A 25,204-nucleotide genomic window follows, 5' to 3' on the forward strand; every position below is an offset into this window, starting at 1 on the left:
CTCCCCCGGACTCCGTCCGGGAGGGGCCCCCGTGAAGGGGCCCCCAGGGAGGTGCCCCCGTGGGCCTGTGCCGGAAGGTGGCTGGACAGCTTGGGGCTCCTCGGGGCGTGGCGCGGGTGTACCGCCACGCTAGCGATGCAAGGCAGGGTGTGTCGTACCCATCAGGGGTTTTCACCCGGAAGTGAGCCGAAAGGATGACGTGAGCGCCGCAGCCAGGCCCGGGAAGTGGTCCGGGAGGGGGAGGGCGACCGAGGCCGCCACCCCCCACAGGAGAGGCCCCGGCCGCCATCCGTCACGGACTCGTGCGACAAGCCCGTACCCCTGTCAGCGCCACGAGTGCGTTTTGTGTCACACCTCGCTCCGCACAGGATTGGTTGCGCGTTGTATCACTCGTGGACGTGGGGTGCTTGAAAGCCGTAACGTGCTGATTTGCGCCACACGTACAGGACAGTGAACGGGTTGGGGACTTTGCTGGGGGACGACGCGGAGCTGACCGCCGCGGTGCTCGCGGCACAGGACGGCGACGAGAACGCGTTCCGTGCTGTGTACCGCGCCGTGCACCCACGCCTGCTCGGATACGTACGCACGCTCGTCGGGGACGGCGACGCCGAGGACGTGACCTCCGAGGCCTGGCTGCAGATCGCCCGCGACCTCGACTCCTTCACCGGAGACGCCGACCGCTTCCGCGGCTGGGCCGCCCGCATCGCCCGCAACCGGGCACTCGACCACATCCGCATGCGCGGCCGCCGTCCCGCCATCGGCGGCGACGACACCGAGCTGACGAGCTGGGCCGCCGAGTGCGACACCGCCGGCGCGGCGATGGAGTCCCTCGACACCGGGCGCACCATGGCGCTCATAGCCAAACTTCCGCAGGACCAGGCCGAGGCCGTCGTCCTGCGGGTCGTGGTCGGGCTGGACGCCAAGAGCGCGGCCGAGACCCTCGGCAAGCGCCCCGGCGCCGTACGGACCGCGGCGCACCGGGGTTTGAAGAAGCTGGCCGAGCTGCTCGGCGAAGAGGGTTCGGACGGCGGATTCGGGCCCGACCCGGGCACCGGCGCGGAGTCGGCCGCGACGGTCGGCCATAATGCCGGTGGCCAGCCGTGGGACGGCGGGGGCGGGAGGGATCTCGACGCCGTACCCGCACAGCGCGGCCGAGGCGGGGGCTTCGTAGAGCAAACCGGTGTGACGCATTCACGTTGGCGGACGCAGAAGGACATGTGATGGCCGACGAGCGCAACAGGTGGCTGGACCAGGCCGCGGCGGACAGACTCCTGCGCGGTGAACCGGCGGAACCTGTGGGCCCGGCCGGCGCCGAGCCGCGCGCCCGCGTCGAGGCAGCCCGGCTGCGTGCCGCCCTCGACGCCCTGGAAGCCCTGGGCGCCGGCGGAGAGCTGCCGCCCGCGGGAACGGAACTGCCCGGCGAGGCCGCGGCCGTGGCCGCCTTCCGTACGGCGCGGACCGCCGCCGGCCGCTCCGCGGACCGGTCGGAGCGGACCCCGACGGCCGGATCCGGCGAACCCGTGGTCGATCTCGGCCGCCTCGTCCCCTCCTTCGCACCCGTACGCGCACCCCGGCGCGGCCGGACCGTGAGTTTCGGCCTGGCGGCCGCTCTGGCGAGCGTCGCCGTCGGCGGCCTCGCCGCGGCGGCGGGCGCCGGGCTGCTGGACCGCGACCGGCACGACACCGCGGGCCCCGGACCGGCGATGTCCGTCACCGCCGGCGAGAACGCGGACCCGGGCATCGACAGCGGAGCCCCGACGCTCACCCCGAAACTGCGGCCCACGCCGCTGCCGGACGGCTCGAATTCGATGCTCACCCCGGGCCCGTCGCAGTCGCCGGGCGCGGACGGACGTACGGTGCCCGGCACCGGAACCGGCGGGGACACCTCGGCGACCGGCGGCTCGGGCAAGGACACCCGGGGCGACCTGGGCGGCACGGGCGACAAGGACCCGGACCGGGACACCTTCGGCAGCGGAGACACCGGCAAGGACCGCGAGCGCCGCGAGCGGGAGAACCTCATCAAGGCGCTGGACCTCTGCCAGGACTACCGGTCGGGCCGCCTCGACGACGACCGCCGCGAGCGGCTCTCACGCCTGGCGGACGGGCTCACCCGGATCCCGGACTACTGCCAGTCGGTGCTGGAGCCGGACTCCGGCGGCAAGCGCAGCGACACCCCGCTGGGGGAAGGGACGCTCAAGGCCCCGACCCTGGCCCCGGCGGTTCCGCGGGGCTCGACGGGGCTGCGCACCGGTCTCTGACACATGCGCTGACCCGCCTGTAACACTTTTCGAACCGGTGGCGCAGTACATATCGAGCCGACTGGTCATCGGCCGCGCATGAGCCGGGGTTCCCCCCGTACCCCTGGGCTCTGTGCAACCGGCGCGGGCGGGGCACGTTCCCCCGGCCCTGCCCGCGCCCTTTACCTCGACCCCCGGAGGCCGGCCCTCGGCTTCCAACAACAAGGCCTTCGACCGGATCCCGGTCGAAGGCCTTCCGCGTGGGCCCGTGGGGCCGCGCGCATCACCAGTACACGACGACCTTGTCGCCGACGTTCACCTGGCCGAAGAGGCTCGACAGCTTGCCCTTGTCCCGGACGTTCACGCAGCCGTGCGAGGCGCCGTTGTAGCCGCGGGCCGCGAAGTCGGCCGAGTAGTGCACGGCCTGGCCGCCGCTGAAGAACATCGAGTACGGCATGGCCGTGTGGTAGAGCGTGGACGTCCACTCCTTCTCCTTGCGGTCCACCTTGAAGACGCCCTCGCGGGTCGGGGTGTTCTCCGAACCGAAGCGCACGTCCATGGTGGAGATGACCTTGCCGTCGATCATCCAGGCGAGGGTGCGGCTCTCCTTGCTGATGCACATGACCCGGCCCTCCATGCAGCGCGGGTCCGGCGCGTCGACCTCGTTGACGGTCGGCGGGCGCAGCTCGTCGGCGGTGGGCTTCTTGCTGGACTTCTGGATCTTCTTCCAGGTGGCGTCGTCGACCGAACCGGTCGCGTTCAGACCGTTCTTCGACTGGAAGGACTTGACCGCGGCCGTGGTCTTCGAACCGTAGAAACCGGTCGGCGCGACCGACATCAGCTTGAGCTGCCGCAGTCGTGCCTGGAGCTCGCGCACCTGGTCGCTGTCGTCGCCGTTGGCCATGACCTGCTTCACCGAGGGCGAAGGAGAGGCCGACGGGGAAGCCGAGGCGGAGGGCGAAGCGGAGGCCGACGGCGAGACCTCGCCGGGCTTGTTGTCGGTGGTCGGTGAGGCTTCGGGGGAGGCGCCCGCCGTGGGCGAGGACGAAGCCGGGGAAGCGGAGCCGGCGGACTCCGACTTCTGCGGCCCGCAGGCGGTCGCGGCGAGCGCGACGGCGGTGGCAACCCCGATCGTGCGGATTATGACTCTCTGGCGCTGCATTGCAGTCCCCCGGTTTCTACGTCGTGTATCTAGGTGATGCCTGGCGCGCGTGGAGAGTTGCACTGGGCCACGGGATGTTGCGCCATTGTGACCAGCAGCCGTCCGCGGTCTTAAGAAGCGATGCGCGGGCAAGGTTGTACCAGCCCCGGGCCCGGTAGTTCCACGGAGGTCTTCGTCACATGGCACGCACCGAGAGCGGACTCCCGATCGAACCCGTCTACGAACCCGGCGACCTGACGGGGTGGGACCCCGCGGCCGCCCTGGGCGAACCGGGCGATTTCCCCTACACCAGGGGGATTTATCCGAACATGTACACCGGTCGGCCATGGACCATGCGGCAGTACGCCGGTTTCGGCACCGCCGCCGAGTCCAACGCCCGCTACCGGCAGCTCATCGCCGGCGGCGGCACCGGACTCTCCGTCGCCTTCGACCTGCCGACCCAGATGGGACACGACTCCGACGCCCCGCTCGCGCACGGCGAGGTCGGCAAGGTCGGGGTCGCCGTCGACTCCGTCGACGACATGCGGACGCTGTTCGACGGGATCCCGCTCGACCGGGTCTCCACCTCCATGACCATCAACGCGCCCGCCGCACTGCTCCTGCTGCTCTACCAGCTGGTCGCGGAGGAACAGGGCATCCCGGGCGGGCAGCTGACGGGCACGGTCCAGAACGACGTCCTGAAGGAGTACATCGCGCGGGGGACGTACATCTTCCCGCCCGAGCCCTCGCTCCGGCTGACGGCCGACACCTTCCGCTACTGCCGGGCAGAGATCCCCAAGTGGAACACCATCTCCATCTCCGGCTACCACATGGCCGAAGCGGGGGCCTCGCCCGCGCAGGAGGTGGCCTTCACGCTCGCCGACGGCATCGCCTACGTCCGTACGGCCCTGGCCGCCGGGATGGCGGTCGACGAGTTCGCGCCCCGGCTCTCCTTCTTCTTCGTCTCCCGCACCACCCTGCTGGAGGAGGTCGCGAAGTTCCGCGCGGCCCGGCGGATCTGGGCCCGCGTCATGCGCGAGGAGTTCGGGGCGAGGGATCCGAAGTCGCTGATGCTGCGCTTCCACACCCAGACGGCCGGGGTCCAGCTGACCGCGCAGCAGCCCGAGCTGAACCTCGTACGGGTGGCCGTGCAGGCGCTCGCCGCCGTCCTGGGCGGCACGCAGTCCCTGCACACCAACTCCTTCGACGAGGCCATCGCGCTGCCGACGGAGAAGTCGGCCCGCCTCGCGCTGCGCACCCAGCAGGTCCTCGCGTACGAGACGGACGTGCCGCACACCGTGGACCCCTTCGCCGGGTCGTACGCCGTGGAGCGGATGACGGACGAGCTGGAGGCGGCGGCGCTCGCGCTGATGCGGCGGGTCGAGGACCAGGGCGGGGCGGTGGCCGCGATCGAGAACGGCTTCCAGAAGGGCGAGATCGAGCGGAACGCCTACCGCATCGCGCAGGAGACCGAGAGCGGGGAGCGGGTGGTGGTCGGCGTCAACCGTTTCGCGCTCGACCGGGAGGAGCCGTACGAGCCGCTGCGCGTGGACCCGGCCATCGAGGCGCGGCAGTGCGCGGCGCTGGCGCGGCTGCGGGCGGAGCGGGACGCGGCGGCGGTCTCGGCGGCGCTCGCGGCCCTGCGGGAGGCGGCCGCGGGAACGGAGAACGTGCTGTACCCGATGAAGGAGGCGCTGCGGGCGCGGGCCACGGTGGGGGAGGTGTGCGGGGCGCTGCGGGAGGTGTGGGGGACGTACGAGCCGACGGATTCCACATGGTGAAACCCGCTGGACTGTCAGGTGTGTCCCCATGGGACACTCCTGCGCATGCTGGGTGTCACCAACCTGACCGGCAGCTTCGTGTACCTGACGCTGCTGATCTTCGGCGGCACCCGGCTCTCGGAGGCCTTCCGCCGGCGCAAGCGGCTGTCGGCCGGCGCCACCTCCGCGGCGGGCGTGCTCTTCCTCGGCTTCGCGGCCAAGCTCGCCGTCAGCTGACGGCGCGGCGCAGCCGGCTCAGCCGCCGTACGGCCCGGCGCACCGCGCGGCTGCGCGGGAGGAACGAGAGCTGCGCCGGGATGCCGCCCGGCAGCCCCAGGGCCGTCAGCCGGCGGCGGGTGAAGTACCGCCAGGTGCGGGTGGTCAGATGCCGGGCCAGGTAGGCCTCGGCCGCCGGCCGGCGCGCGGCCAGGATCTGCGGCTGCATGGTGAACCCGACGGCGGTCAGCAGCGCCGCCGGCTCGCCCCCGACCTGCTCGGGGCTCGGGGGCGTCCAGGTGCGCACCGCCTCCGCGTCGGCGAGGTCCGGGAGCAGGGCGTCCACCAGGGCCAGCGGGACCCGGTTGCTGTTCGGGTACGGCGTCAGGCGGGCCAGGACCGCTTCCGTGCCGGTCCGGGCCACCGGCAGCCCGTACAGGGTGGCGGCGGTCAGCAGGCCGGTGGAGAAGCAGCCGACGACCAGCGCCGGACGCAGCCGCTGGTAGAGAATTTCGGCCAGTATCGGGGCGGCGATCACGGTCAGCCGGGCGCCGAGCCGCTCGGCCTCCTCCTCGGCCCGTCGGGAGTACGCGGCCGGGGCGCCGGGATGCGGTTTGAACACCAGCTCGTTGTGGCCCAGGGCGTGCGCGCCCCGGACCATCGACACGTGGAGCTCCTCCTCCTCGGCGAGGGTCATGAGGTCGAGCGCCGAGAGGTACTGGCCCAGGAGCAGTGCCGGCGGCTCGGCCCCGGCGGCCCCGGCGGCGCCCGCCCCGGCCTCGGCGGGCGCGGTGGCCTCGGCGAGCTCGGCGAGGACCTTCAGGACGGACTCCGTCGTCACCACTTCCTCCCGTGCCCCGAACTCCGTCAGCAGCAGTGGCTTCAGCCCCGGTACGAGGTCCAGGTGGAGCACCCGCCGCACCCGCATCCCGAGCTGCGGGTCGAGCCGGAAGCGGGTGGGTCCGTAGCTCATCAGCCCGTCGGCGTAGACGTCGACCGCGGCGCCGGGGAAGAGCCGGCACAGGGTCTGGGCCGGCGGCACCTGCAGGGACTCCACGATCAGCTCGACGCGGTCCTCGCCGAGCCCCCACAGGGAGCGCAGCTGCCGTTCCCAGATCGGGACGTCCTCCGCGCGCGGGGCCCAGGTGCTCGGGTGCTGCGGCTCGATGACCCGGTTCCAGTCGAGCACCTCGTCGAACCGGGCGCGCAGGGCGGCGAAGCCCGGCATGTCCGCGACCCCCGGGGTCACCTCGGCGGTGACGGCGTGATTGCTGGTCAGCAGGATCCGGCGGCCGGCCGGCGGGAAGCAGCCCGCGTCGATGCCCGCCGCGAGCGTGGCCGCACCGTAGAGGGTGGAGGCCAGGAAGATCTGGGTGGGCATCAGGCGGCCGCTCCCGAAGGGGTGCGGCGGCCGCCGCGCACGCGCCGCAGCAGGGTGGAGCGTTCGATGTCCATCGAGTCCAGGACCTGGTCCAGTACGTCCTGGGGCATGCGGCCCATCGCGGCCGCGCTCATCGAACGGAGTTTCTTGGCCACGGCCGGTTCGAACCTTTCGATGGATCCGAAATGGTGCGCGATAATCGCGCAATATGTTCGGACGGCTTTCGGGAGCAGCGGGCCGGATTCCCGGTCGCCAGCGACGTCCGCCAGTACTTGATCAAATGCGCGGATGAAATCGAGCTGCCGTTCGTCCCCGATCTGCGTCAGGGACGTGGAAACCCCGCGCCGGTAGAAGATCCCGGGCAGACCCACCGCGGCGAAGGACTCCGCCTCCCGGTGCAGCCGCCAGATCCACGGCCGGTCCTCCGCCGTTCGCAGCCCGTCGGTGAAGTGCAGGACCCCGCGCTCCAGCAGCCGCCGGTGGTACATGCCGGCCCATGCGTACGGATAGTCCACCGAGGTGGCCCGGTCGACGGGCAGGATCGCGGTGCGCGGATCGGCGACGACCGACTGCGGTCCGTAGGGGACGCGCTGCACGCTCCGCGACCTGCCCGTGCACCGGACATGGTCGGTGCGGACGAAATCGCAGTCCAGTGCCTCTATGGCGGCCACCGTGCGGGCCAGGTGGCCGGGGGCCAGCCAGTCGTCCCCGTCCAGGAAGGCGAGGTACTCGCCGCGGGCCGCGTCCAGGCCGGTGTTCCGTGCGGTGGCCAGGCCGCCGTTCCGCTCGTGTCTGAGGTGCACCGCCCCGGGCAGCTCGCTCGCCGCCCGCTCCAGCAGGTCGGGCGTCCCGTCCGTCGAGCAGTCGTCGACGAGCAGGAACTCGAAATCCTCCCGTGCGTTGAGTTCGAGACTCTTCAGGGCATCCGGTGCGTATGTCTGCACGTTGTAGAACGGCACGACGACAGAGAGCTTGGGCACCCGCGAGACATTAGGGCGCCGCCCGGCATTCACTGTGGCCCGGATGCGGATTCCACGTGAACGGCGCGGGGCGGGCGAGTTAACCCGTGCGCTTTCGCATTCAGTCGACGCGTTGTTAACCCGCTGTTGTGCGTTCGTTGGGCCGATCACCGAAATTGCGGAATAGCTTCTGCCGCGTGCCAGAACGCAAACGCGTCGCCGTACTCGCCGATTCCGATACGCGATGGAAATGGGGCGCACTCACCGCCCGCCGTCTCGTGCCCGACCACCAGCTCACCGGATACCTGCTGCGCGGCCGCGCCACACCCACCGCGCGCCAGCTCGGTGAGGTGGGGGTGCGGGCCGACCGGCTGACCGAGGTGACCTGCGCGGAGTTCCTCGCCGAGATCGAGCGGGAGCGCTACGACGTGGTCGTCCTCGCCCTCGTCGGAGGGGCCGTCCAGGCCGTCCTGCACGGGGCCCGCGCCCTGTGGCCGACCCCGGCGAAGCGCCCCGTACTCGTCACCGGATACGTGGGTGTCGTATACGAGAAGCTCGCCGACGGGCTGCTGCTGCGGCACGGGGCCGACCTCGTCCTCGCCAACTCCCGCCACGACGCGGAGCGTTTCCGCGCCGTGTACGAGGGGGTCGGCGCGGACGCCGGAGCCGTCACCGAGACCGCGCTGCCCTTCCTGGGCGGGGCGCCGTACGAGCCGGCCGGCAGCAGGGCCCACACGGTGGTCTTCGCCGTCCAGCCCTCCGTGCCCGACAGCCGCGCCGACCGCGCCTACCTGCTGGAACGGGCCGCCGGGCACGCGCGGCTGCACCCCGAGCGGGAGGTGCTGATCAAACTGCGCAGCAAGCCCGGGGAGCACACCACGCACCTGGAGGAGCAGCCGTACCAGCGGCTCGCGGAGAAGGCCCCGGGCGGACTGCCCGCCAACTGCCGCCTGGTGTACGGGAACATGGGCGAGGTACTGGACGGCACCGACCTGCTGGTCACCGTCTCCTCCACCGCCGCCCTGGAATCCCTGCACCGCTCCATCCCGACGGCGATCCTCACCGACCTCGGCATCCGCGAGGCCCTCGGCAACCACCACTTCCTGGGCTCCGGCTGCCTGGCCTCGTGGGACCAGCTCGACTCCGGCCTCCTCCCGGAGGGCGATCCGCTCTGGCTGGCGGCCCAGGGCGTCCTCCCGGGCCCGGCCGCAGCCGCGCCGGGTGCGGCCGAACCGGCCGGGGCCGCGCGTTCGTCCTCCGAGCCCGCCGCAGGCGCGGCGCACGACGCCTACGCCGTCGCCCGGGCCAAGGTCGCCGCTCTGGTGGCCGCGGCCCGACTGCCCGCCCCCGCGCCCTACTACACGCTCACCACCGCCCCCCGGTACCTGCCCGGGATCCTCGCCCGGCACCACCTCGCCCCCGACGGCACCCCGCTGCCCGGCGCGGTGCGCCCGACCGCGGGGGAGTCCCGGCTGCGCCGCCGGCTCCGCGCCCACCTGCGCGAGGCCGCGCGCGGCGCCTACCGGCACGGCGTGCAGCGCGTCGCCCCGGCGATCCGCAGGCTGGGGGAGCTGTGAGCCCCCGCGTCCTCGCCGTGATCCCGGCCCGCGGCGGCTCCAAGGGAGTTCCGGGCAAGAACCTCGCCGAGGTCGCCGGCACCCCGCTCGTCGCCCGCGCCGTCCGGGCCTGCCGCTCCGCGCCGACCGTCACCGACGTGGTGGTCTCCACGGACTCCGACGCGATCGCCGAGGCCGCCCGCGCCGCCGGCGCCGACGTGATCGCCCGCCCGACCGCGATCTCCGGCGACACCGCGAGCAGCGAGGCCGCCCTCCTGCACGCACTCGCCGCCTTCGAGGAGCTGCACTCCGTCAGCGTGGACGTGGTCCTCCTCGTCCAGTGCACGAGCCCCTTCCTCACCGCCTCCGACGTCGAGTCGGTCGCCGTGGCCGTCGCCTCCGGGGCGGCCGACTCGGCCCTGACCGTGGCCCCCTTCCACGGGTTCCTCTGGCGGTCCGGAGCCGACGGCTCCGGCGCCGGGGTCAACCACGACCAGGCGTACCGCCCCCGGCGCCAGGACCGGCCGCAGGACCTGCTGGAGACCGGCGCCGCCTACGCCATGGACGCCGACGGCTTCCGCGCCGCCCGCCACCGCTTCTTCGGCCGCACCCTGCCCGTCGCCACCGACCCCTCCCGGGTCCTGGAGATCGACGACCCGCACGACCTGGAACGCGCCCGCCTGCTCGCGCCCCTGCTCGACCCGCACCCCGCGCCCCACCCGCCCCCGCACACCGGGCAACACCCCGACCCGCAGCCCACACCCCGCACACCCCCGCACCGAAGGACGCCCCCTGCCATGACCTCCACCCCCGACCCCCGCCTCCGTACCTTCGGAGCGCGCACCGCGGGCCCCGGCCGCCCCGTCTACGTCGTCGGCGAGATCGGCATCAACCACAACGGCGACCTCGGCAACGCCTTCGCCCTCATCGACGCCGCCGCCGAGGCCGGCTGCGACGCCGTGAAGTTCCAGAAGCGCACCCCGGAGATCTGCACCCCGCGCGACCAGTGGGACATCGAACGCGACACCCCCTGGGGCCGGATGACCTACATCGACTACCGCCACAAGGTCGAGTTCGGCGAGGACGAGTACCGCGCCATCGACGAGCACTGCGCCAAGCGCGGCATCGACTGGTTCGCCTCCCCGTGGGACACCGAGGCGGTCGCCTTCCTCGAGAAGTTCGACGTCCCCGCCCACAAGGTGGCCTCCGCCTCCCTCACCGACGACGAGCTGTTGCGCGCCCTGCGCGCCACCGGCCGCACCGTCGTGCTGTCCACCGGGATGTCCACCCCGCAGCAGATCCGCCACGCGGTGGAGGTGCTCGGCAGCGCCAACATCCTTCTCTGTCACGCCACTTCCACCTACCCGGCCAAGGCCGAGGAGCTCAACCTGCGGGTCATCGACACCCTGCGGGACGAGTACCCCAACGTCCCGATCGGCTACTCCGGCCACGAGACGGGCCTGCAGACCACCCTCGCCGCCGTCGCCCTCGGCGCCACCTTCGTCGAGCGGCACATCACCCTCGACCGCGCGATGTGGGGCTCCGACCAGGCCGCCTCCGTCGAGCCCGGCGGCCTCACCCGCCTGGTCCGCGACATCCGCACCATCGAGACCGCCCTCGGCGACGGGGTCAAGCGGGTCTACGAGTCCGAGCTCGGCCCCATGAAGAAGCTCCGCCGCGTCCGGGGCGAGCTGGCAGCCGTCTGACCCCCGGTCCGGCGCGTACGAGTTCCGCCCCCCGACAAGGAGTACGTGGTGACCCCCTCCGCCTCCACCCTGGCGTTCGTCGAGAGCCCGGTCCAACTCCTCAACGTGCTGGAGTGGGCGCACGCGCGCAGCGCCCCGTCGGGCTCCGGCCCGCAGCAGCCGCAGTTGGACGGGGTCCCGCGCCAGCGGGGGCCCGGCGCCGGCGGGGCGGAACCCGGCCCGGACCGGGCCCGCGCGGAGGGGGGCGGCGGGGTCGGGCCCGGCGGCGAACCGGCTCCGGCGGGCGCGGGGTCCCCCCTGAGGATCGTCGTCCTGCCGCCCACCGACCCGATGTCCCGCGGGCAGCTGCGCCGGATGGCCGCGCTGGCGCGGGACGAGGGGTACGACGTGTGCTGGCAGGAGGCGCGCGGCAGCCGGTTCGCGCCGCTGAAGGCGCTGGCCGCGCTGGCGCGCGACGTCCGCGCGGCGCGCACGGTCGTCATCGGCGACCCCTTCTCGCGTTACGTCCAGCTGCTGCTGACCCTCGTGCGCGCCGATGAGCTCGTCGTGGTCGACGACGGCACCGCCACCATGGAGTTCATCGCTCAGACCGCCCGCGGCGAACGCCTCGTACGCTGGCACCGGGTCGGCGGCGGGGGACTGCCCGGCCGGGTCCGCGAGCTGGCGTACGCGCCCGTCTCGGCGACCGCGCGCCGCCGCTTCACCCCCGTCGGGGGCCGCGGCCGCCGCGTCGAGGTGTTCAGCTCGATGCCCGTCACCGCCCACGGCGCCATGACCCTGCGGGTCAACGACTTCGCCTGGACCCGCGCCCGCTTCGGCCCGCCCCGCCTGACCAAGGGCACCGACCTGGTCGGCACCTCGCTGGTGGAGACCGGCGTGGTGGACCCGGCCCGCTACCTGGAAGCGGTGCGTGCCCTCACCCTGGAGCACGGCGCCACCCGCTACTTCGCGCACCGCCGCGAGTCCCCGGAGAAGCTGCGCACGCTGAGCCAGGCGACCGGACTGGAGATCGTGCGCCCGGACCTGCCGCTGGAGCTGATCGCGCGGCGCGGTCCGGTCGGCAGGACGATCGTCAGTTTTCCGTCCACGGTCGTCCACACGCTGCCGTACGCCCTGACCGGTACCGGTGTGACCGTCGCCGTATGCGATGTGGACCCCGCCTGGCTCACCGGGTCCGCGTCCGCGCGCGCCCGCAGCTTCCTCGCCGGGGTCACCGACACCGCCCGTGATGTGCGCAGACTTCCTGCCCAGGCGGCTCCCACGGCCGGATGAGCGCGCGAGTTTACCCCCGGGGACACCCGGTCATGCGCCAGAGGCCGTGTTTCTTTCCCCTAACGGCATGAACTTTTCGGGATCCCCGGCCAGTTGACCCGCCCGTGCGCCTACCCTTCAACGGGTGAACCAGTTGATGTCCCGCGAGTCCCAGACCGCCCAGCCCGCCGCGTCCGACCGGCCCGAGCTGCCCGGCACACTTCCGGACCACCTGCGTACCGAACTGATCGCCTTCCGCCGGGACTTGCACATGCACCCGGAGCTCGGACACCAGGAATTCCGTACCACCGCGGCGATCAAGGCCCGGCTGGAGAAAGCTGGCCTGCGACCACGGGTGCTGAAGTCCGGCACGGGCCTGATCTGTGACGTCGGCACCTGGGACGGGGGCCGGCCGATGCTGGCCCTGCGCGCGGACATCGACGCCCTGCCCATCCCGGATGCCAAGACGCACGTCTCGTACCGATCGACCTTCCCGGACCGCGCCCACGCCTGCGGCCACGACGTGCACACCGCGGTCGTCCTCGGCGCCGGCCTGGTGCTCGCCGAGCTCGACCGGCAGGGGCTGCTGCCCCGCCCCGTGCGGCTGCTCTTCCAGCCCGCCGAGGAGGTGCTCCCCGGCGGGGCCACCGATGCCATCGACTCCGGGGTGCTGGACGGCGTGGGCAGGATCGTCGCCGTGCACTGCGACCCCCGGGTCGACGCGGGGCGGATCGGGCTGCGGGCCGGCCCCATCACCTCGGCCTGCGACCGGCTGGAGGTCACCCTCACCGGCTCCGGCGGGCACACCGCTCGGCCGCACCTGACCACCGACCTGGTGACGGCCGCCGCCCGGGTGGCCGTCGACGCCCCGGCCCTGCTGGCCCGCCGGATGGACGCCCGCTCGGGCATGTCGGTCACCTGGGGCCGGATCGAGGCCGGGCACGCCTGCAACGTCATCCCGATGCACGCCGAGCTGTCCGGAACCGTCCGGTGCCTGGAGCTGAACGCCTGGCACGAGGCGCCGGACATGATCCACGCGGCGATCGACGAGATCGCGACCATGCACGGGGCCAAGTTCGAGATCAACCACGTGCGCGGGGTGCCGCCGGTGGTCAACGACCCGGTGATCACCGAATTGCTGCGCGAGGCGATGGCGGCCCGCTGCGGCACCGAGTCGGTCGAGGACACCGAGCAGAGCCTGGGCGGGGAGGACTTCTCCTGGTACCTGGAGCATGTCCCGGGCGCCATGGCCCGCCTGGGGGTCCGCGCACCCGGCGACACCGCCAAGCACGATCTGCACCGCGGTGACTTCGACGTGGACGAGGACGCGATCGCGGTCGGCGTGGAGTTCTTCACGGCCGCCGCGCTGCTGGACGGGCGTCGAGCCGTGCCCGCCAGGTAGCGGCCGGGGCGAATTTCCCTACAACATCAACGGATCTTCCGTCGGGCGTGTCCAGCCCTTGGTGCACAAGGGCTGGGCACGTAAGGAGTCACCAATCGGTCACTGTCTGGTTCACGACGATCCGATAACGACTCATGAACGGGCCTTTAACTGACATCTACGCGCGTTACGATCGCCGCGAAACCAGCGCCGGTCGTGGCGCTTCGGTCAGGTTTTGAAGGAGCCTCCCCTTGCGCCGGATCACCAGGATCGCCACCGTGGGCATCGCGTCCGCTGCGCTGGCCCTCTCGGCCACCGCCTGTGGCGGTAAGAAGTCCTCTGACACCTCTTCCTCCCCCTCGGAGTCGGGTCAGAAGTCCGCTGCCATCGCGTACGACATCGGCGGCCGCGGCGACCAGTCGTTCAACGACGCCGCCTACGCCGGCCTGAAGAAGGCCGAAACCGATCTGAAGATCAAGGGCGCCGAGGCGGAGCCCACCGACGGTGAGGGCGAGGCCGACAAGGTCCAGCGCCTCACCGAGCTCGCCCGCAAGGGCAACAACCCGGTCATCGGCGTCGGTTTCGCCTATGCCCCGGCCATCAAGAAGGTCGCGCCGAAGTTCCCGGACACCACGTTCGGCATCATCGACGACACCTCGGTGACCGGCCCGAACATCGCCAACCTCGTCTTCAACGAGGAGCAGGGCTCCTACCTGGCCGGCGTCGCCGCCGCCAAGGTGTCCAAGACCGGCACGGTCGGCTTCATCGGCGGTGTCGAGGTTCCGCTGATCAAGAAGTTCGAGGCGGGCTTCACCCAGGGCGTCAAGGACACCAACCCGAACGCCAAGGTGCTCTCCGCGTACCTGACGCAGCCGCCGAACTTCGACGGTTTCGCCAAGCCCGACCTCGGCAAGGCCGCCGCGCTGGGCCAGCTCGACGCGGGCGGCGCCGACGTGGTCTACGCCGCTGCCGGTCTGGCCGGCTCCGGCGCCATCGAGGCCGCCTCCTCCAAGGGCAAGTGGGCCATCGGCGTCGACTCGGACCAGTACAACCAGGCAGGTCTGGCGAAGTACAAGGACTCCATCCTGACCTCGGTCACGAAGGACGTCGAGGACTCGGTCTTCAACCTGGTCAAGTCGGTCCAGGACGGCAAGCCGACCACCGGTGAGATCCGCTACGGCCTGGACAAGGACGGCGTCGGCCTGGCCGACTCCAACCCGAAGTACAAGGAGATGGCCGACGTCATCGCCGCGGTGGAGAAGGCCAAGGCCGACATCATCGGCAAGAAGATCGTCGTCAAGACCCAGCCGTAAGGCCGTCTCTGACATGTAGTCCTGGTCTCCGGGGTCCGGGAAGCGGTCTCGACCGCTCCCGGGCCCCGAGCCACGTTCTGTGATCACTATTCTGTGACCAAGTGGCCCCGTGGCCGCGAGTTTTCACTTCCGACAGTGCTACGCGCGTAGAAGCATCGTGGACGCGATACTTTCACTCCCCGCCCTGTCCCCCCCTGCCTTCCGCTCCTTCCGCGCCAAGGAGAGTGCGTCATCAACGCGTCCAGCCCGCCCCCCGCCGTAGAACTGCACGGCATCACCAAGCGCTTCCCCGGCGTCGTCGCCAACAAGGACATCGCGATCACCGTCCGCAAGGGCACGGTCCATGCCTTGATCGGCGAGAACGGCGCCGGCAAGTCGACCCTGATGAAGATCCTCTACGGCATGCAGAAGCCGGACGAGGGCACCATCGCCATCGACGGGGAGCAGGTCTCCTTCAACACGCCCGGCGACGCCATCGCCCGCGGCATCGGCATGGTGCACCAGCACTTCATGCTCGCCGACAACCTCACCGTCCTGGAGAACGTGGTTCTCGGCGGCGAGAAGCTCTACGGCATCGGCGCCAAGGCCCGTAAGAAGATCAAGGAGATCTCGGACGCGTACGGCCTCGGCGTGCGCCCCGACGTCCTGGTCGAGGACCTCGGTGTCGCCGACCGGCAGCGCGTGGAGATCCTCAAGGTCCTCTACCGCGGCGCGAAGATCCTCATCCTCGACGAGCCGACCGCAGTGCTCGTGCCGCAGGAGGTGGACGCCCTCTTCGACAACCTGCGCGAACTCAAGGCCGAGGGCCTGACCGTCATCTTCATCTCGCACAAGCTCGGCGAGGTGCTGAAGGTCGCCGACGACATCACCGTCATCCGGCGCGGCACCACGGTCGGCACCGCCGACCCGAAGACCGCCACCACCAAGCAGCTCGCCGAGCTGATGGTCGGCTCCGAGCTGCCGTCGCCCGAGACCCGCGAGTCGACGGTGACCGACGTCCCGATGCTCCAGGTGACGGGCCTGACCCTGGCCGCGAGCGACGTCGTCGTCGCCGAGCCGGAGGTCCTGGTCCCCGCGGGCGCCCCGGACTCCTCGACGGTGGAGAACGTCGAGACCGGCCGCCTCCTGCTGGACGACATCAGCCTCACGATCCACAAGGGCGAGATCCTCGGCATCGCCGGTGTCGAGGGCAACGGCCAGACCGAGCTGATCGAAGCCCTCATGGGCATGGCCGCCGCCGACGCGGGCGCGATCACGCTGGACGGCAAGGACATCACCAAGACCTCGGTGCGCAAGCGCCGCGAGGGCGGCATCGGGTACATCCCCGAGGACCGCCACCGCCACGGCCTGCTGCTGGAGTCCCCGCTCTGGGAGAACCGGATCCTCGGCCACGTCACCGAGGCGCCCAACTCCAAGAAGGGCATCCTCGACCCGAAGGCGGCCCGCAAGGACACCGAGCGGATCGTGCGCGAGTACGACGTCCGCACCCCGGGCATCGAGGTCACCGCGGCCTCGCTCTCCGGCGGCAACCAGCAGAAGCTGATCGTCGGCCGCGAGATGAGCCACAACCCGAAGTTCCTCATCGCCGCCCACCCCACCCGCGGTGTGGACGTCGGCGCGCAGGCCCAGATCTGGGACGCGATCCGCGAGGCCCGCCGCGAGGGCCTGGCCGTGCTGCTGATCTCCGCGGACCTGGACGAGCTCATCGGCCTGTCCGACACCCTGCGCGTGATCTACCGCGGCCGCCTGGTCGCGGACGCCGACCCCGCGACCGTCACCCCCGAGGAGCTCGGCACCGCCATGACGGGCGCCGCCACGGGGCACCTGGAAGCAACCGACAACCACTCCGCCGCTGCCGACGGTGACACGACGGAGGACGAGGCCCGATGAAGAAATTCGACAAGGACCGGCTGCTGCTCGCCATCGCCGGCCCCGCGCTCGCGCTGGTCGCCGCCTTCGCGCTGACCATGATCGTGCTGGGGGCGACGGGCATCAACCCGATCGAGCCGCTGCGCATCATGGTGGAGAACGCCGGCTACGAGGACATCCAGGTCCTCATCGTCAATCAGGCCGGCACGTACTACCTGGCAGCCCTGGCCGTCGCCATCGGCTTCCGGATGAACCTCTTCAACATCGGTGTCGACGGCCAGTACCGGCTCGCCGCGATGGTCTCCGCCGTGGTCGGTGGCGCCGTCGCGCTGCCCGGTCCGCTGCACATCCTGCTGATCGTGGTCGTCGCGATGATGACGGGTGCCTTCTGGGCCGGCATCGCCGGTGTCCTGAAGGCCAAGCGCGGCGTGAGCGAGGTCGTCTCGACGATCATGCTCAACGCCATCGCGACGAGCCTCATCGCCTGGCTGATCCTGCCGAAGAACCTCGGCGTCCAGGTGGAGGGCTCCAACGACCTCACCACGGGCGAGATCGCCCAGTCCGGCTGGTTCCCGGCCCTCTCCATGGGCGACTCGGGCGAGATCTACGGCTTCACATTCGTGGCCTTCGCCCTCGGCGTCGTCTACTGGTTCGGGCTCAACCGCACCCGCTTCGGCTTCGACCTGCGCGCCAGCGGCGCGAGCGAGTCCGCCGCCGCGGCCTCCGGTGTCGACTCCAAGAAGATGATCATCACTGCGATGCTCATCTCCGGCGCCGTCGCCGGTCTGTCGGGCATGCCGGTGCTGCTCGGCGAGAGCCACACGTACACCCTCGTCTTCCCCGTGGGCGTCGGCTTCACCGGCATCACGATCGCCCTGCTCGGCCGCAACAACCCCGTCGGCATCTTCTTCGCCGCCCTCCTGATGGCCTTCATCGACAAGGCGTCCGCCGGCCTCGACACGGCCGGCTACGCCAAGGAGATCGGCACGATCATGAAGGGCCTGATCGTGATCGCGGTCGTCGTCTCCTACGAGCTCGTCCGCCGTTACGGCATCCGCCGCCAGCAGCAGAAGGTCGGCGAGGAGCTGGCCGCGGGCCACGCGATGAAGACCGAGAAGGAGGTCGCGGCGTGAGCGCCAGCACCGTTTCCACGAAGAAAGCGGCGCCCGCCACGGGCGGCCGCAAGAAGCTCACCCTGCCCTGGATCATGCTGATCGTCGCGGGTGGCCTCGCGCTGGTCTCCCTGGTCCGCCTGATCTCCGGGGCCAACGACCTGACCTCCGTCGGCCAGGTCTCCGGCGCCCTCTCGCTCGCCGTGCCGATCGGCCTCGCCGGCCTCGGCGGTCTGTGGGCCGAGCGCGCGGGCGTCGTCAACATCGGCCTCGAAGGCATGATGATCCTCGGTACCTGGTTCGGTGCCTGGGCCGGCTACCAGTGGGGCCCGTGGACCGGTGTGCTCGTCGGCATCGCCGGCGGCGCCGTCGGCGGCCTGCTGCACGCGATCATCACGGTCACCTTCAACGTCAACCACATCGTCTCCGGTGTGGCCATCAACATCCTCGCGCTGGGCTTCACCCAGTACCTGTCGAACTTCACGTTCGCCGAGGCCCCGGGCGGCTCCTCCAAGCAGTCCCCGCAGGTCGAACCGATCTACAAGGTCACCGTTCCAGGGCTCTCCGACTGGATGTCCGACCTCCAGGGCAAGCACTGGTTCTTCATCTCCGACCTCGCCGGCGTCATCGGCGGCCTGGTCACCGAGATCTCGCTGCTGACGATCGTCGCCCTGCTGCTGATCCCCGCCACCTGGTGGGTGCTGTGGCGCACCAGCTTCGGCCTGCGGCTGCGCTCCTGCGGTGAGAACCCGATCGCCGCGGAGTCCCTGGGCGTCAACGTCTACAAGTACAAGTACATCGCCGTGATCGTCTCGGGCGCCCTCGCGGGCCTCGGCGGCGTGTACCTGTCCGAGGTCGCCAGCCCCATCTACCAGGAGGGCCAGACCGGCGGCCGCGGCTACATCGGTCTCGCCGCGATGATCTTCGGTAACTGGATGCCGGGCGGCATGGCGCTGGGCGCGGGCCTGTTCGGCTTCATCGACAGCCTCAAGCTGCGCGGTGGCGCCGAGAACGTCCACGCGATGCTGCTGCTGATCGCGATCCTGCTGGCGCTGGTCTGCGCCTGGCAGCTCTACAAGAAGAAGCACATCCAGGCCGGCGTCTCGGCGGTCTTCGCCGCGCTGCTGTTCCTCTGGTACGCGACGACGGACTCGGTGCCGAGCCAGTTCGTGGACGCAGCCCCGTACCTGACGACGCTGCTGGTGCTCGCCCTGTCGGCGCAGCGCCTGCGGATGCCCAAGGCGGACGGCATGCCGTACCGCAAGGGCCAGGGCAAGTGACCCCGGCGCACGCCGTGGACTGGGAAGCCCTGCGGACGGCCGCCCGGGACGCGATGTCCCGGGCGTACGCCCCGTACTCGGGCTTCTCCGTCGGGGTCGCCGCCCTCGTGGACGACGGCCGTACCGTCGTAGGCTGCAACGTGGAGAACGCGAGCTACGGACTCAGTCTGTGCGCCGAGTGCGGCCTGGTCTCCTCCCTCCAGGCCACCGGCGGTGGCCGCCTCACGCACTTCACGTGCGTCGACGGCCGGGGCGAGATCCTCGTGCCGTGCGGCCGCTGCCGCCAGCTGCTCTTCGAATTCGGCGGACCGGACCTGCTGGTGGAGACCCCGAAGGGGATCCTCCCGCTGGCGGAGATGCTGCCCCAGGCCTTCGGGCCCGACCACTTGAGATAGCCGTGCAGACGGCCCTTCGCCTCCGGGGGCGAAGGGCCGTCGTACTTCCGCAAACCCCTCTCTCTATGCGCGTAGAAGGAACCACCACATGGACGTCATCTCCGTCATCCGTACGAAGCGGGACCGAGGCGAGCTGAGCCCGGAGCAGATCGACTGGGTCATCGACGCGTACACGCGCGGGGTCGTCGCCGACGAGCAGATGTCGGCCCTGGCGATGGCCATCCTGTTGAACGGCATGAACCGCACCGAGATCGCCCGCTGGACCGCGGCGATGATCGCCTCCGGCGAGCGGATGAACTTCGACTCCCTCTCCCGCCCCACCGCCGACAAGCACTCCACCGGCGGCGTGGGCGACAAGATCACCCTGCCCTTGGCCCCGCTCGTCGCCGCCTGCGGCGCGGCCGTCCCGCAGCTCTCGGGCCGCGGTCTCGGCCACACCGGTGGCACCCTCGACAAGCTGGAGTCCATCCCCGGCTGGCGCGCGCTGCTGTCCAACGAGGAGATGCTGCACGTCCTCGACACCACGGGCGCCGTCATCTGTGCGGCCGGCGACGGCCTGGCCCCGGCGGACAAGAAGCTCTACGCGCTGCGTGACGTCACCGGCACCGTCGAGGCCATCCCGCTGATCGCCTCCTCGATCATGTCGAAGAAGATCGCCGAGGGCACCGGCTCGCTCGTCCTGGACGTGAAGGTCGGCAGCGGCGCCTTCATGAAGAACATCGAGGACGCCCGCGAGCTGGCCCGCACCATGGTGGGCCTCGGCACCGACTCGGGCGTCAAGACCGTCGCGCTCCTCACCGACATGTCCACGCCGCTGGGCCTGACGGCCGGCAACGCGCTGGAGGTCCGCGAGTCGGTCGAGGTGCTGGCCGGCGGCGGTCCCTCGGACGTCGTGGAGCTGACCATCGCGCTGGCCAAGGAGATGCTGGACGCCGCGGGCATCAAGGACGCCGACCCGGCGAAGGCCCTGGCCGACGGCTCCGCGATGGACCACTGGCGCCGGATGATCGCGGCCCAGGGCGGCGACCCGGACGCGACCCTGCCGGTGGCCCGCGAGCAGCACGTGGTCACCGCCCCGGCCTCGGGCGTCCTGACCCGCCTCGACGCGTACGGCGTCGGCGTCGCCGCCTGGCGCCTCGGCGCGGGCCGCGCCCGCAAGGAGGACCCGGTGCAGGCCGGCGCGGGCGTCGAGCTCCACGCGAAGCCGGGCGACACCGTCACGGCCGGCCAGCCGCTGATGACCCTGCACACGGACACCCCGGAGAAGTTCGACTACGCCCTGTCCTCGCTGGAGGGCACGTACGACATCGCCCCGGCCGGCACGGCCTTCTCGGCCACGCCGATCGTCCTGGACCGCATCGCCTGACCTGTACTCACTCGTGCGGCTGAACGGGATCGGTGGACGCCCACCGGTCCCGTTCGTCATGCTGGGATCGGTGACGAACCGATTGAGGAGCACGCCATGAGCGCACTCACCGTCCAGCACGAGCCGGTCAGCGGCGACAGCTGGGAGGGTCTCGTCCGCCTCTGGGAGGAGACGGACGCGCCGGAGGGCTGCAAGGTGGAGATCATCGAGGGGATCGTCACCGTGGCGCCACCGCCCGTCAACCACCACAACTACATCGCGGTCAAGGTCCAACGGGCCGTGATGTCGGTACTTCCGGACGCCTTGGAGGTCTATCAGACCCTCAACGTGGCGATCCCGTCCCGTGAGGGGCTCTACATCCCGGATCTGGTGGTCGTACCGGAAGAGGCGGTGCTCGAAGGGGGCGCATTCGTCCCCGCCACCCTCGCGGAACTGGCGGTCGAGGTCACATCGAAGTCGAACGCCTCCAATGATCGTGTCGCCAAACTCGCGGGATACGCCCAGGCGGCGGTCCCGCTCTACCTGCTGATCGACGCCTTTGCCCCCGGCGGCCCCACCGTCACCTTGTACGGCGAGCCGAAGGGCGGGCTCTACCGGGTGCTCCAGGCGGGCAAGTTCGGCGAGACCTTCCACCTGCCGGCGCCCTTCGGCCTCAAGCTGGACACGTCCACCTTCCCGACTCCCTGAGCCGATCGCCCGGCGCCGATGATTTCCGGGCGGCGGGGGAGTCACCCTCTCGTGACGATCAGACGACTCGTGCTGCCCGGACCCGGCCCGACCCGACGCGACACCGCGCGGCTGTGCGCCCGGCTGGCCCGGCTGTACGAGGGCGGGGCGACGGCGGTGGAGTGCGATGTCGGGGCCGTCACCGCGCCGGACCTGGCCGCGGTCGAGGTGCTGGCCCGGCTGCGGCTGACCGCCCGAGGCCACGGCGGGGACTTCACCGTGACCGGCGCGGGCCCCGCCCTACGCGTCCTGCTGGACCTCGTAGGACTCGTCGAGCTGCTCGGGGAGCCCGAAGAGCGGGAACCAGCGGGCGGTGTCCAGGAAGGCGTTGAGCCCGACGATCCTGCCCTCTGATATCTCCAGGACCTGGAGCGCCCACGGGGTGTGGCCCTTCCCGTCGGCGGCCGGCCGGTACTGCCCGAAGGCGGGCATGCCGTTCGCCGTCGTCGGGACCAGCCGCGAGCCCTTGCAGCCGATGCCCTGGTTCAGGTGCCAGGCCGCGATGTCCTCGTGGCCGCGCAGCCACAGGTCGAACGGCGGCATCGACAGCACCGCGTCCTCGTGCAGCAGCGTGGTGAGCCGCGTGATGTCGTACGCCTCGAAGGCGGACAGGTACCGCTCCAGCAGCTTCGCCTGGTCCGGGTCCAGCGGGTCCGCCGGATCGCTGTCGCGGATGCCCTGCGAGGCCAGCGTGGCCCGCGCCCGCTGCAGCGCGCTGTTCACCGAGGCCACCGTGGTCTCCAGCAGCTGCGCGACCTCGTCGGCCTTCCAGGCCAGCACCTCGCGCAGGATCAGCACCGCCCGCTGCTTCGCCGGCAGGTGCTGCAGCGCCGCGACGAAGGCCAGCCGTACGGACTCCTTCGCCAGCGCCATCTCGGCCGGATCGGCGGTCTGCGGCAGCACCCGGCCGTCCGGGACCGGTTCCAGCCAGGTCACCTCGGGCCGTTCGTTGAGCACGGCGGAGGCCTGGTGCTGCGGGGCGGTCAGGTCCATCGGGCGGGCCCGCTTGTTCCCCGCGTTCAGCAGGTCCAGGCAGACGTTGGTGGCGATCCGGTACAACCACGACCGCAGCGAGGAGCGGCCCTCGAACTTCTCGTAGCTCCGCCAGGCGCGGACGTACGTGTCCTGCACGGCGTCCTCAGCGTCGAAGGAGGAGCCGAGCATCCGGTAGCAGTAGCCGGTGAGCTCGACCCGGTACCGGTCCATCGCCGCGTCGAGGTCCGTGCTGATGGCGAGGTCGCTCATGTCCGTTCATCCCCCTGCTGGTTCGGCTACTCCCGAAACTATCGGAGGCCTCTGACAACGGCAGCCGGAACGACAACGGCAGCCGGAACGACAACGGCAGCCGGAACCGCTCGGGCGGCCCAGGTCTATCGACATCAAGTATCTTGACGTCAAGATTAAATTGATGCAGGCTTCCGCATGTATCTCGACGTCGAGATATATGGACGGTGGATGCGGGGGCTGGGATGCGGCGCGGCGGGGAGATCCGGAAGGCACGGCGGGGGGAAGCCGGGCTGCTGGCGCAGTTGCGCCGGCCGCCGGGCGGCCGGGACGCACGGATCATGCTGCTCGCCCAGCTGCTGGACCGCGCGGGTACGGGTGTGTGGGCCGCGTCCTCCGTCCTGTACTTCACCTTCATCGTCGGCCTCGACGCCGGGCGGATCGGCCTGCTGCTCGGCGCGGCCGGAGTGGCGGGCATCGCCGGATCGCCGCTGGCCGGCCACCTCGCCGACCGCTTCCCGGTCCGCGCCCTGCTGATCGGCTGCCACCTGGTCCGCCTCGGGACTCTGTGTGCGCTGCTGGTCGTCAACGACTTCGCGGTGCTGCTGCCCGTCTTCGCCGTCACCCACCTGGGAGACCGCGCGGCCAAGACGCTGGAGATGCTCTTCGCCACCCGGGTCGCGGGCGAGCGGCGCGCCACCTACCAGGCGCTGTCGCGCAGTTCGGCCAACGCCGGCTACGCGCTCGGCGCCGGCCTCGCCGCCATCGGCCTCGCCGTCGGCACCCGGGGCGCCTACCAGGTGCTGATCCTGGCCAACGCACTGTCGTTCCTCGTGGCCGCGGCCCTCGTGTGGCGCACCCGCGAGCCGTGCGGCCGCGGGCTCGTGGCCGCACCCCCCGGCGGCGGCGCGCCGGGCACGGCCGGGGGCGCCGCCCCGGACCCCGCGGCCGGTTCCGGGGAGAGCGCCTGGCGGGACCGCGGCTACCTCCGGTTCGTCCTCCTGGACATCCCGATGAACCTGGACGACTCGATCCTGGGCGTCGGCCTGCCGCTGTGGCTGGTCAGCCACACCACGGCGCCGCACGCCCTGATCCCCGCCTTCCTGGTCGTCAACACCGTGCTCGTGGTCGTCCTGCAGCTGCGCGTCTCGGCGAAGTTCCAGGGCGCCCGGGCCGCGACGCGCGCGGTCGCCCTCTACGGGGTGACGACGCTCGTGTGCTGCGTCCTGCTGGCCGCCGCGGCCGGCGGCGGGATCCTGCTCGCCTCGGCGGCCCTGCTCGCCGCGGCAGTGCTGGCCACCGCGGCGGAGCTGATGCGCTCGGTGAGCTCCTGGGAACTGGCGGTCTCCCTGGCGCCCCCGGAGGCGCGGGCCTCGTACCTCGGGGTCGCGGGCATGGCCCAGTCCGTCCAGAAGTCCGCCGGCCCGCTGCTGCTCACCGGCGCGGTCATGACGGCGGGCCCCGCGGGCTGGCTGGTCCTCGGGGCCGCGGTGGCCGGCCTGTCCCTCGTGCAACGGCGGGCCAGCCTGCGGCGGTTGGACGACCTGCGGGCGGCGGCGGGCGAGCGCGCCGCGGCGGAGCCCGCGTCCGCGCGGTGAGGAATCAGGTGCCGGGCTTGCGGCCGTACACGTAGACGTCCTCGCCCCTGCCCAGCAGGTTCCAGTACGTCTTGGCGTCGGCGGGCCGCATGTTCACGCAGCCGCCCGAACCGGGCGGGTTCCACATGCTCTTGGTGGTCGAGTGGAAGGCGATGCCGCCGTCGAAGAACTGCGCGTACGGCATCGAGACGTCGTACAGCGTCGACCAGTGGTCGATGCTGCGGTAGTAGATCTTCTTCAGGCCGGTCCGGGTCTCCGTGCCGTCCTTGCCGGTGCGGACCGGGACCGGCCCGTACTTCAGCGCCGCGCCGTCCTGGATCCAGCTGAGCTGCCGCGTCAGGTCGACGCAGGCGATCCGCCCCCGGTTCGTGGGGCAGTCGCCCGCCTTGTTCGGGGTGCTGCCCGCCGCCCGCTGGGCCAGCATCGTGCTCATCGTCTGCCAGGTCAGCGGCCCGGCGTACCCCTGGGTCGGGGTGATCCCGTGGGTCGCCTGGAACGACCTGGTCGCCTTGCAGTCCGCCGCGGACTGCTTCCCGTCCACGGGCCGCCCCAGGAACTGCTCCACCTGCCGCTGGTACGGCCCGGTCGTGAGGTTGCAGGAGGCGGCCGCCTGCGCCGTCCCGCCTCCCGCGACCACCAGCGGCAGCGCCAGCGCCACCGCCCCGCCCAGTACCGTCGCCCGCCGCTTCACGCGCACGCGTGTCGTCAGCGTCCCCATCCGGTCCTCCCCTGT

22 protein-coding genes and 1 pseudogene are annotated in these 25,204 nt (G+C 71.5%); 18 read left to right on the plus strand and 5 right to left on the minus strand.

What is annotated here, in order from left to right; translation table 11 throughout:
- Positions 1-468: 468 nt before the first annotated feature.
- Together OG332_RS27250 and OG332_RS27255 are read left to right on the plus strand one after the other, a co-directional pair.
- Positions 469-1,221 carry an RNA polymerase sigma factor gene (locus tag OG332_RS27250; RefSeq protein ID WP_327419381.1) on the plus strand — a complete coding sequence of 251 codons (753 nt, stop codon included), beginning with the start codon at positions 469-471 and terminating at the stop codon, positions 1,219-1,221.
- A complete protein-coding gene (locus tag OG332_RS27255) occupies positions 1,221-2,258 on the plus strand; it encodes a hypothetical protein (protein ID WP_327415922.1) in 1,038 nt (345 codons plus the stop codon). The genes OG332_RS27250 and OG332_RS27255 overlap by 1 nt, the downstream gene beginning before the upstream one ends.
- A 262-nt stretch (positions 2,259-2,520) precedes the next feature.
- Here OG332_RS27255 and OG332_RS27260 read toward each other — a convergent pair whose 3' ends face one another.
- Positions 2,521-3,399: a L,D-transpeptidase family protein gene (locus OG332_RS27260; protein ID WP_327415923.1), complete on the minus strand. Its 879-nt coding sequence runs from the start codon at positions 3,397-3,399 to the stop codon at positions 2,521-2,523.
- Positions 3,400-3,578: 179 nt separating this feature from the next.
- Between OG332_RS27260 and OG332_RS27265 the strand changes: the two genes are divergently transcribed.
- A complete protein-coding gene (locus tag OG332_RS27265) occupies positions 3,579-5,159 on the plus strand; it encodes an acyl-CoA mutase large subunit family protein (RefSeq protein ID WP_327415924.1) in 1,581 nt (526 codons plus the stop codon).
- A gap of 45 nt (positions 5,160-5,204) precedes the next feature.
- Entirely contained in the window at positions 5,205-5,375 is a 171-nt protein-coding gene (locus tag OG332_RS27270; RefSeq protein WP_327415925.1) for a LysE family transporter, read from the plus strand.
- Here OG332_RS27270 and OG332_RS27275 read toward each other — a convergent pair.
- Both OG332_RS27275 and OG332_RS27280 read right to left on the minus strand, forming a co-directional pair.
- Positions 5,368-6,735, minus strand: coding sequence for a polysialyltransferase family glycosyltransferase (locus tag OG332_RS27275; protein ID WP_327415926.1), 1,368 nt, complete (start codon positions 6,733-6,735; stop codon positions 5,368-5,370). The two genes, OG332_RS27270 and OG332_RS27275, sit on opposite strands and share 8 nt — an antisense overlap.
- Entirely contained in the window at positions 6,735-7,715 is a 981-nt protein-coding gene (locus OG332_RS27280; RefSeq protein WP_327415927.1) for a glycosyltransferase family 2 protein, read from the minus strand. Before OG332_RS27280 ends, OG332_RS27275 begins: the two co-directional genes overlap by 1 nt.
- A gap of 176 nt (positions 7,716-7,891) precedes the next feature.
- Between OG332_RS27280 and OG332_RS27285 the strand changes: the two genes are divergently transcribed.
- From OG332_RS27285 to OG332_RS27345, 13 genes and pseudogenes are all read left to right on the plus strand, one after another.
- A complete protein-coding gene (locus OG332_RS27285) occupies positions 7,892-9,271 on the plus strand; it encodes a DUF6716 putative glycosyltransferase (RefSeq protein WP_327415928.1) in 1,380 nt (459 codons plus the stop codon).
- Between the two features lie 17 nt (positions 9,272-9,288).
- A pseudogene (locus OG332_RS27290) lies at positions 9,289-9,639 on the plus strand (cytidylyltransferase domain-containing protein); the annotation flags it as partial.
- A gap of 408 nt (positions 9,640-10,047) precedes the next feature.
- Positions 10,048-10,956: an N-acetylneuraminate synthase family protein gene (locus OG332_RS27295; protein ID WP_327419382.1), complete on the plus strand. Its 909-nt coding sequence runs from the start codon at positions 10,048-10,050 to the stop codon at positions 10,954-10,956.
- Between the two features lie 48 nt (positions 10,957-11,004).
- Positions 11,005-12,228: a hypothetical protein gene (locus tag OG332_RS27300; protein WP_327415929.1), complete on the plus strand. Its 1,224-nt coding sequence runs from the start codon at positions 11,005-11,007 to the stop codon at positions 12,226-12,228.
- 136 nt (positions 12,229-12,364) lie between these two features.
- On the plus strand, positions 12,365-13,609 hold the full coding sequence (locus tag OG332_RS27305) for an amidohydrolase (protein WP_327419383.1): 1,245 nt from the start codon (positions 12,365-12,367) through the stop codon (positions 13,607-13,609).
- Positions 13,610-13,839: 230 nt separating this feature from the next.
- The gene (locus OG332_RS27310) at positions 13,840-14,901 is read left to right on the plus strand and encodes a BMP family lipoprotein (RefSeq protein ID WP_327415930.1); all 1,062 of its coding nucleotides are present in this window, start codon (positions 13,840-13,842) and stop codon (positions 14,899-14,901) included.
- A gap of 231 nt (positions 14,902-15,132) precedes the next feature.
- Positions 15,133-16,791 carry an ABC transporter ATP-binding protein gene (locus OG332_RS27315; protein WP_327419384.1) on the plus strand — a complete coding sequence of 553 codons (1,659 nt, stop codon included), beginning with the start codon at positions 15,133-15,135 and terminating at the stop codon, positions 16,789-16,791.
- Entirely contained in the window at positions 16,788-17,903 is a 1,116-nt protein-coding gene (locus OG332_RS27320) for an ABC transporter permease (protein WP_327415931.1), read from the plus strand. The genes OG332_RS27315 and OG332_RS27320 overlap by 4 nt, the downstream gene beginning before the upstream one ends.
- Positions 17,900-19,162, plus strand: coding sequence for an ABC transporter permease (locus OG332_RS27325; protein WP_327415932.1), 1,263 nt, complete (start codon positions 17,900-17,902; stop codon positions 19,160-19,162). Before OG332_RS27320 ends, OG332_RS27325 begins: the two co-directional genes overlap by 4 nt.
- Positions 19,159-19,557 (plus strand): cytidine deaminase, encoded by a 399-nt coding sequence (locus OG332_RS27330; RefSeq protein ID WP_319724002.1) that lies wholly within the window; start codon positions 19,159-19,161, stop codon positions 19,555-19,557. Before OG332_RS27325 ends, OG332_RS27330 begins: the two co-directional genes overlap by 4 nt.
- An 88-nt stretch (positions 19,558-19,645) precedes the next feature.
- Positions 19,646-20,923 carry a thymidine phosphorylase gene (locus OG332_RS27335; RefSeq protein WP_327415933.1) on the plus strand — a complete coding sequence of 426 codons (1,278 nt, stop codon included), beginning with the start codon at positions 19,646-19,648 and terminating at the stop codon, positions 20,921-20,923.
- Positions 20,924-21,019: 96 nt separating this feature from the next.
- Complete coding sequence (locus OG332_RS27340; RefSeq protein WP_327415934.1) at positions 21,020-21,610, plus strand: Uma2 family endonuclease; 591 nt, start codon at positions 21,020-21,022, stop codon at positions 21,608-21,610.
- A 51-nt stretch (positions 21,611-21,661) separates the two neighbouring features.
- The gene (locus OG332_RS27345; protein ID WP_327415935.1) at positions 21,662-22,003 is read left to right on the plus strand and encodes an STAS domain-containing protein; all 342 of its coding nucleotides are present in this window, start codon (positions 21,662-21,664) and stop codon (positions 22,001-22,003) included.
- Here the strand turns inward: OG332_RS27345 and OG332_RS27350 are convergent.
- Positions 21,890-22,894 (minus strand): sigma-70 family RNA polymerase sigma factor, encoded by a 1,005-nt coding sequence (locus OG332_RS27350; protein WP_327415936.1) that lies wholly within the window; start codon positions 22,892-22,894, stop codon positions 21,890-21,892. The two genes, OG332_RS27345 and OG332_RS27350, sit on opposite strands and share 114 nt — an antisense overlap.
- A 224-nt stretch (positions 22,895-23,118) precedes the next feature.
- Between OG332_RS27350 and OG332_RS27355 the strand changes: the two genes are divergently transcribed.
- Positions 23,119-24,471 (plus strand): MFS transporter, encoded by a 1,353-nt coding sequence (locus tag OG332_RS27355; protein ID WP_327415937.1) that lies wholly within the window; start codon positions 23,119-23,121, stop codon positions 24,469-24,471.
- A 4-nt stretch (positions 24,472-24,475) separates the two neighbouring features.
- Here OG332_RS27355 and OG332_RS27360 read toward each other — a convergent pair whose 3' ends face one another.
- Complete coding sequence (locus tag OG332_RS27360) at positions 24,476-25,189, minus strand: L,D-transpeptidase family protein (RefSeq protein WP_327415938.1); 714 nt, start codon at positions 25,187-25,189, stop codon at positions 24,476-24,478.
- Between the last annotated feature and the right edge of the window lie 15 nt (positions 25,190-25,204).

Origin of the sequence: Streptomyces sp. NBC_01233 (genome assembly GCF_035989305.1) — a bacterium.
Taxonomy (GTDB): Bacteria; Actinomycetota; Actinomycetes; order Streptomycetales; family Streptomycetaceae; genus Streptomyces.

Excerpts from the sequence above, each read along its gene's own strand:
- OG332_RS27265 (WP_327415924.1), top strand. The coding sequence starts at position 3,579 with ATGGCACGCACCGAGAGCGGACTCCCGATCGAACCCGTCTACGAACCC.
- OG332_RS27355 (WP_327415937.1), top strand. The coding sequence starts at position 23,119 with ATGCGGCGCGGCGGGGAGATCCGGAAGGCACGGCGGGGGGAAGCCGGG.
- OG332_RS27320 (WP_327415931.1), top strand. The coding sequence starts at position 16,788 with ATGAAGAAATTCGACAAGGACCGGCTGCTGCTCGCCATCGCCGGCCCC.
- OG332_RS27275 (WP_327415926.1), bottom strand. The coding sequence starts at position 6,735 with ATGCCCACCCAGATCTTCCTGGCCTCCACCCTCTACGGTGCGGCCACG.
- OG332_RS27350 (WP_327415936.1), bottom strand. The coding sequence starts at position 22,894 with ATGAGCGACCTCGCCATCAGCACGGACCTCGACGCGGCGATGGACCGG.
- OG332_RS27335 (WP_327415933.1), top strand. The coding sequence starts at position 19,646 with ATGGACGTCATCTCCGTCATCCGTACGAAGCGGGACCGAGGCGAGCTG.
- OG332_RS27295 (WP_327419382.1), top strand. The coding sequence starts at position 10,048 with ATGACCTCCACCCCCGACCCCCGCCTCCGTACCTTCGGAGCGCGCACC.
- OG332_RS27360 (WP_327415938.1), bottom strand. The coding sequence starts at position 25,189 with ATGGGGACGCTGACGACACGCGTGCGCGTGAAGCGGCGGGCGACGGTA.
- OG332_RS27305 (WP_327419383.1), top strand. The coding sequence starts at position 12,365 with ATGTCCCGCGAGTCCCAGACCGCCCAGCCCGCCGCGTCCGACCGGCCC.
- OG332_RS27255 (WP_327415922.1), top strand. The coding sequence starts at position 1,221 with ATGGCCGACGAGCGCAACAGGTGGCTGGACCAGGCCGCGGCGGACAGA.
- OG332_RS27260 (WP_327415923.1), bottom strand. The coding sequence starts at position 3,399 with ATGCAGCGCCAGAGAGTCATAATCCGCACGATCGGGGTTGCCACCGCC.
- OG332_RS27340 (WP_327415934.1), top strand. The coding sequence starts at position 21,020 with ATGAGCGCACTCACCGTCCAGCACGAGCCGGTCAGCGGCGACAGCTGG.
- OG332_RS27270 (WP_327415925.1), top strand. The coding sequence starts at position 5,205 with ATGCTGGGTGTCACCAACCTGACCGGCAGCTTCGTGTACCTGACGCTG.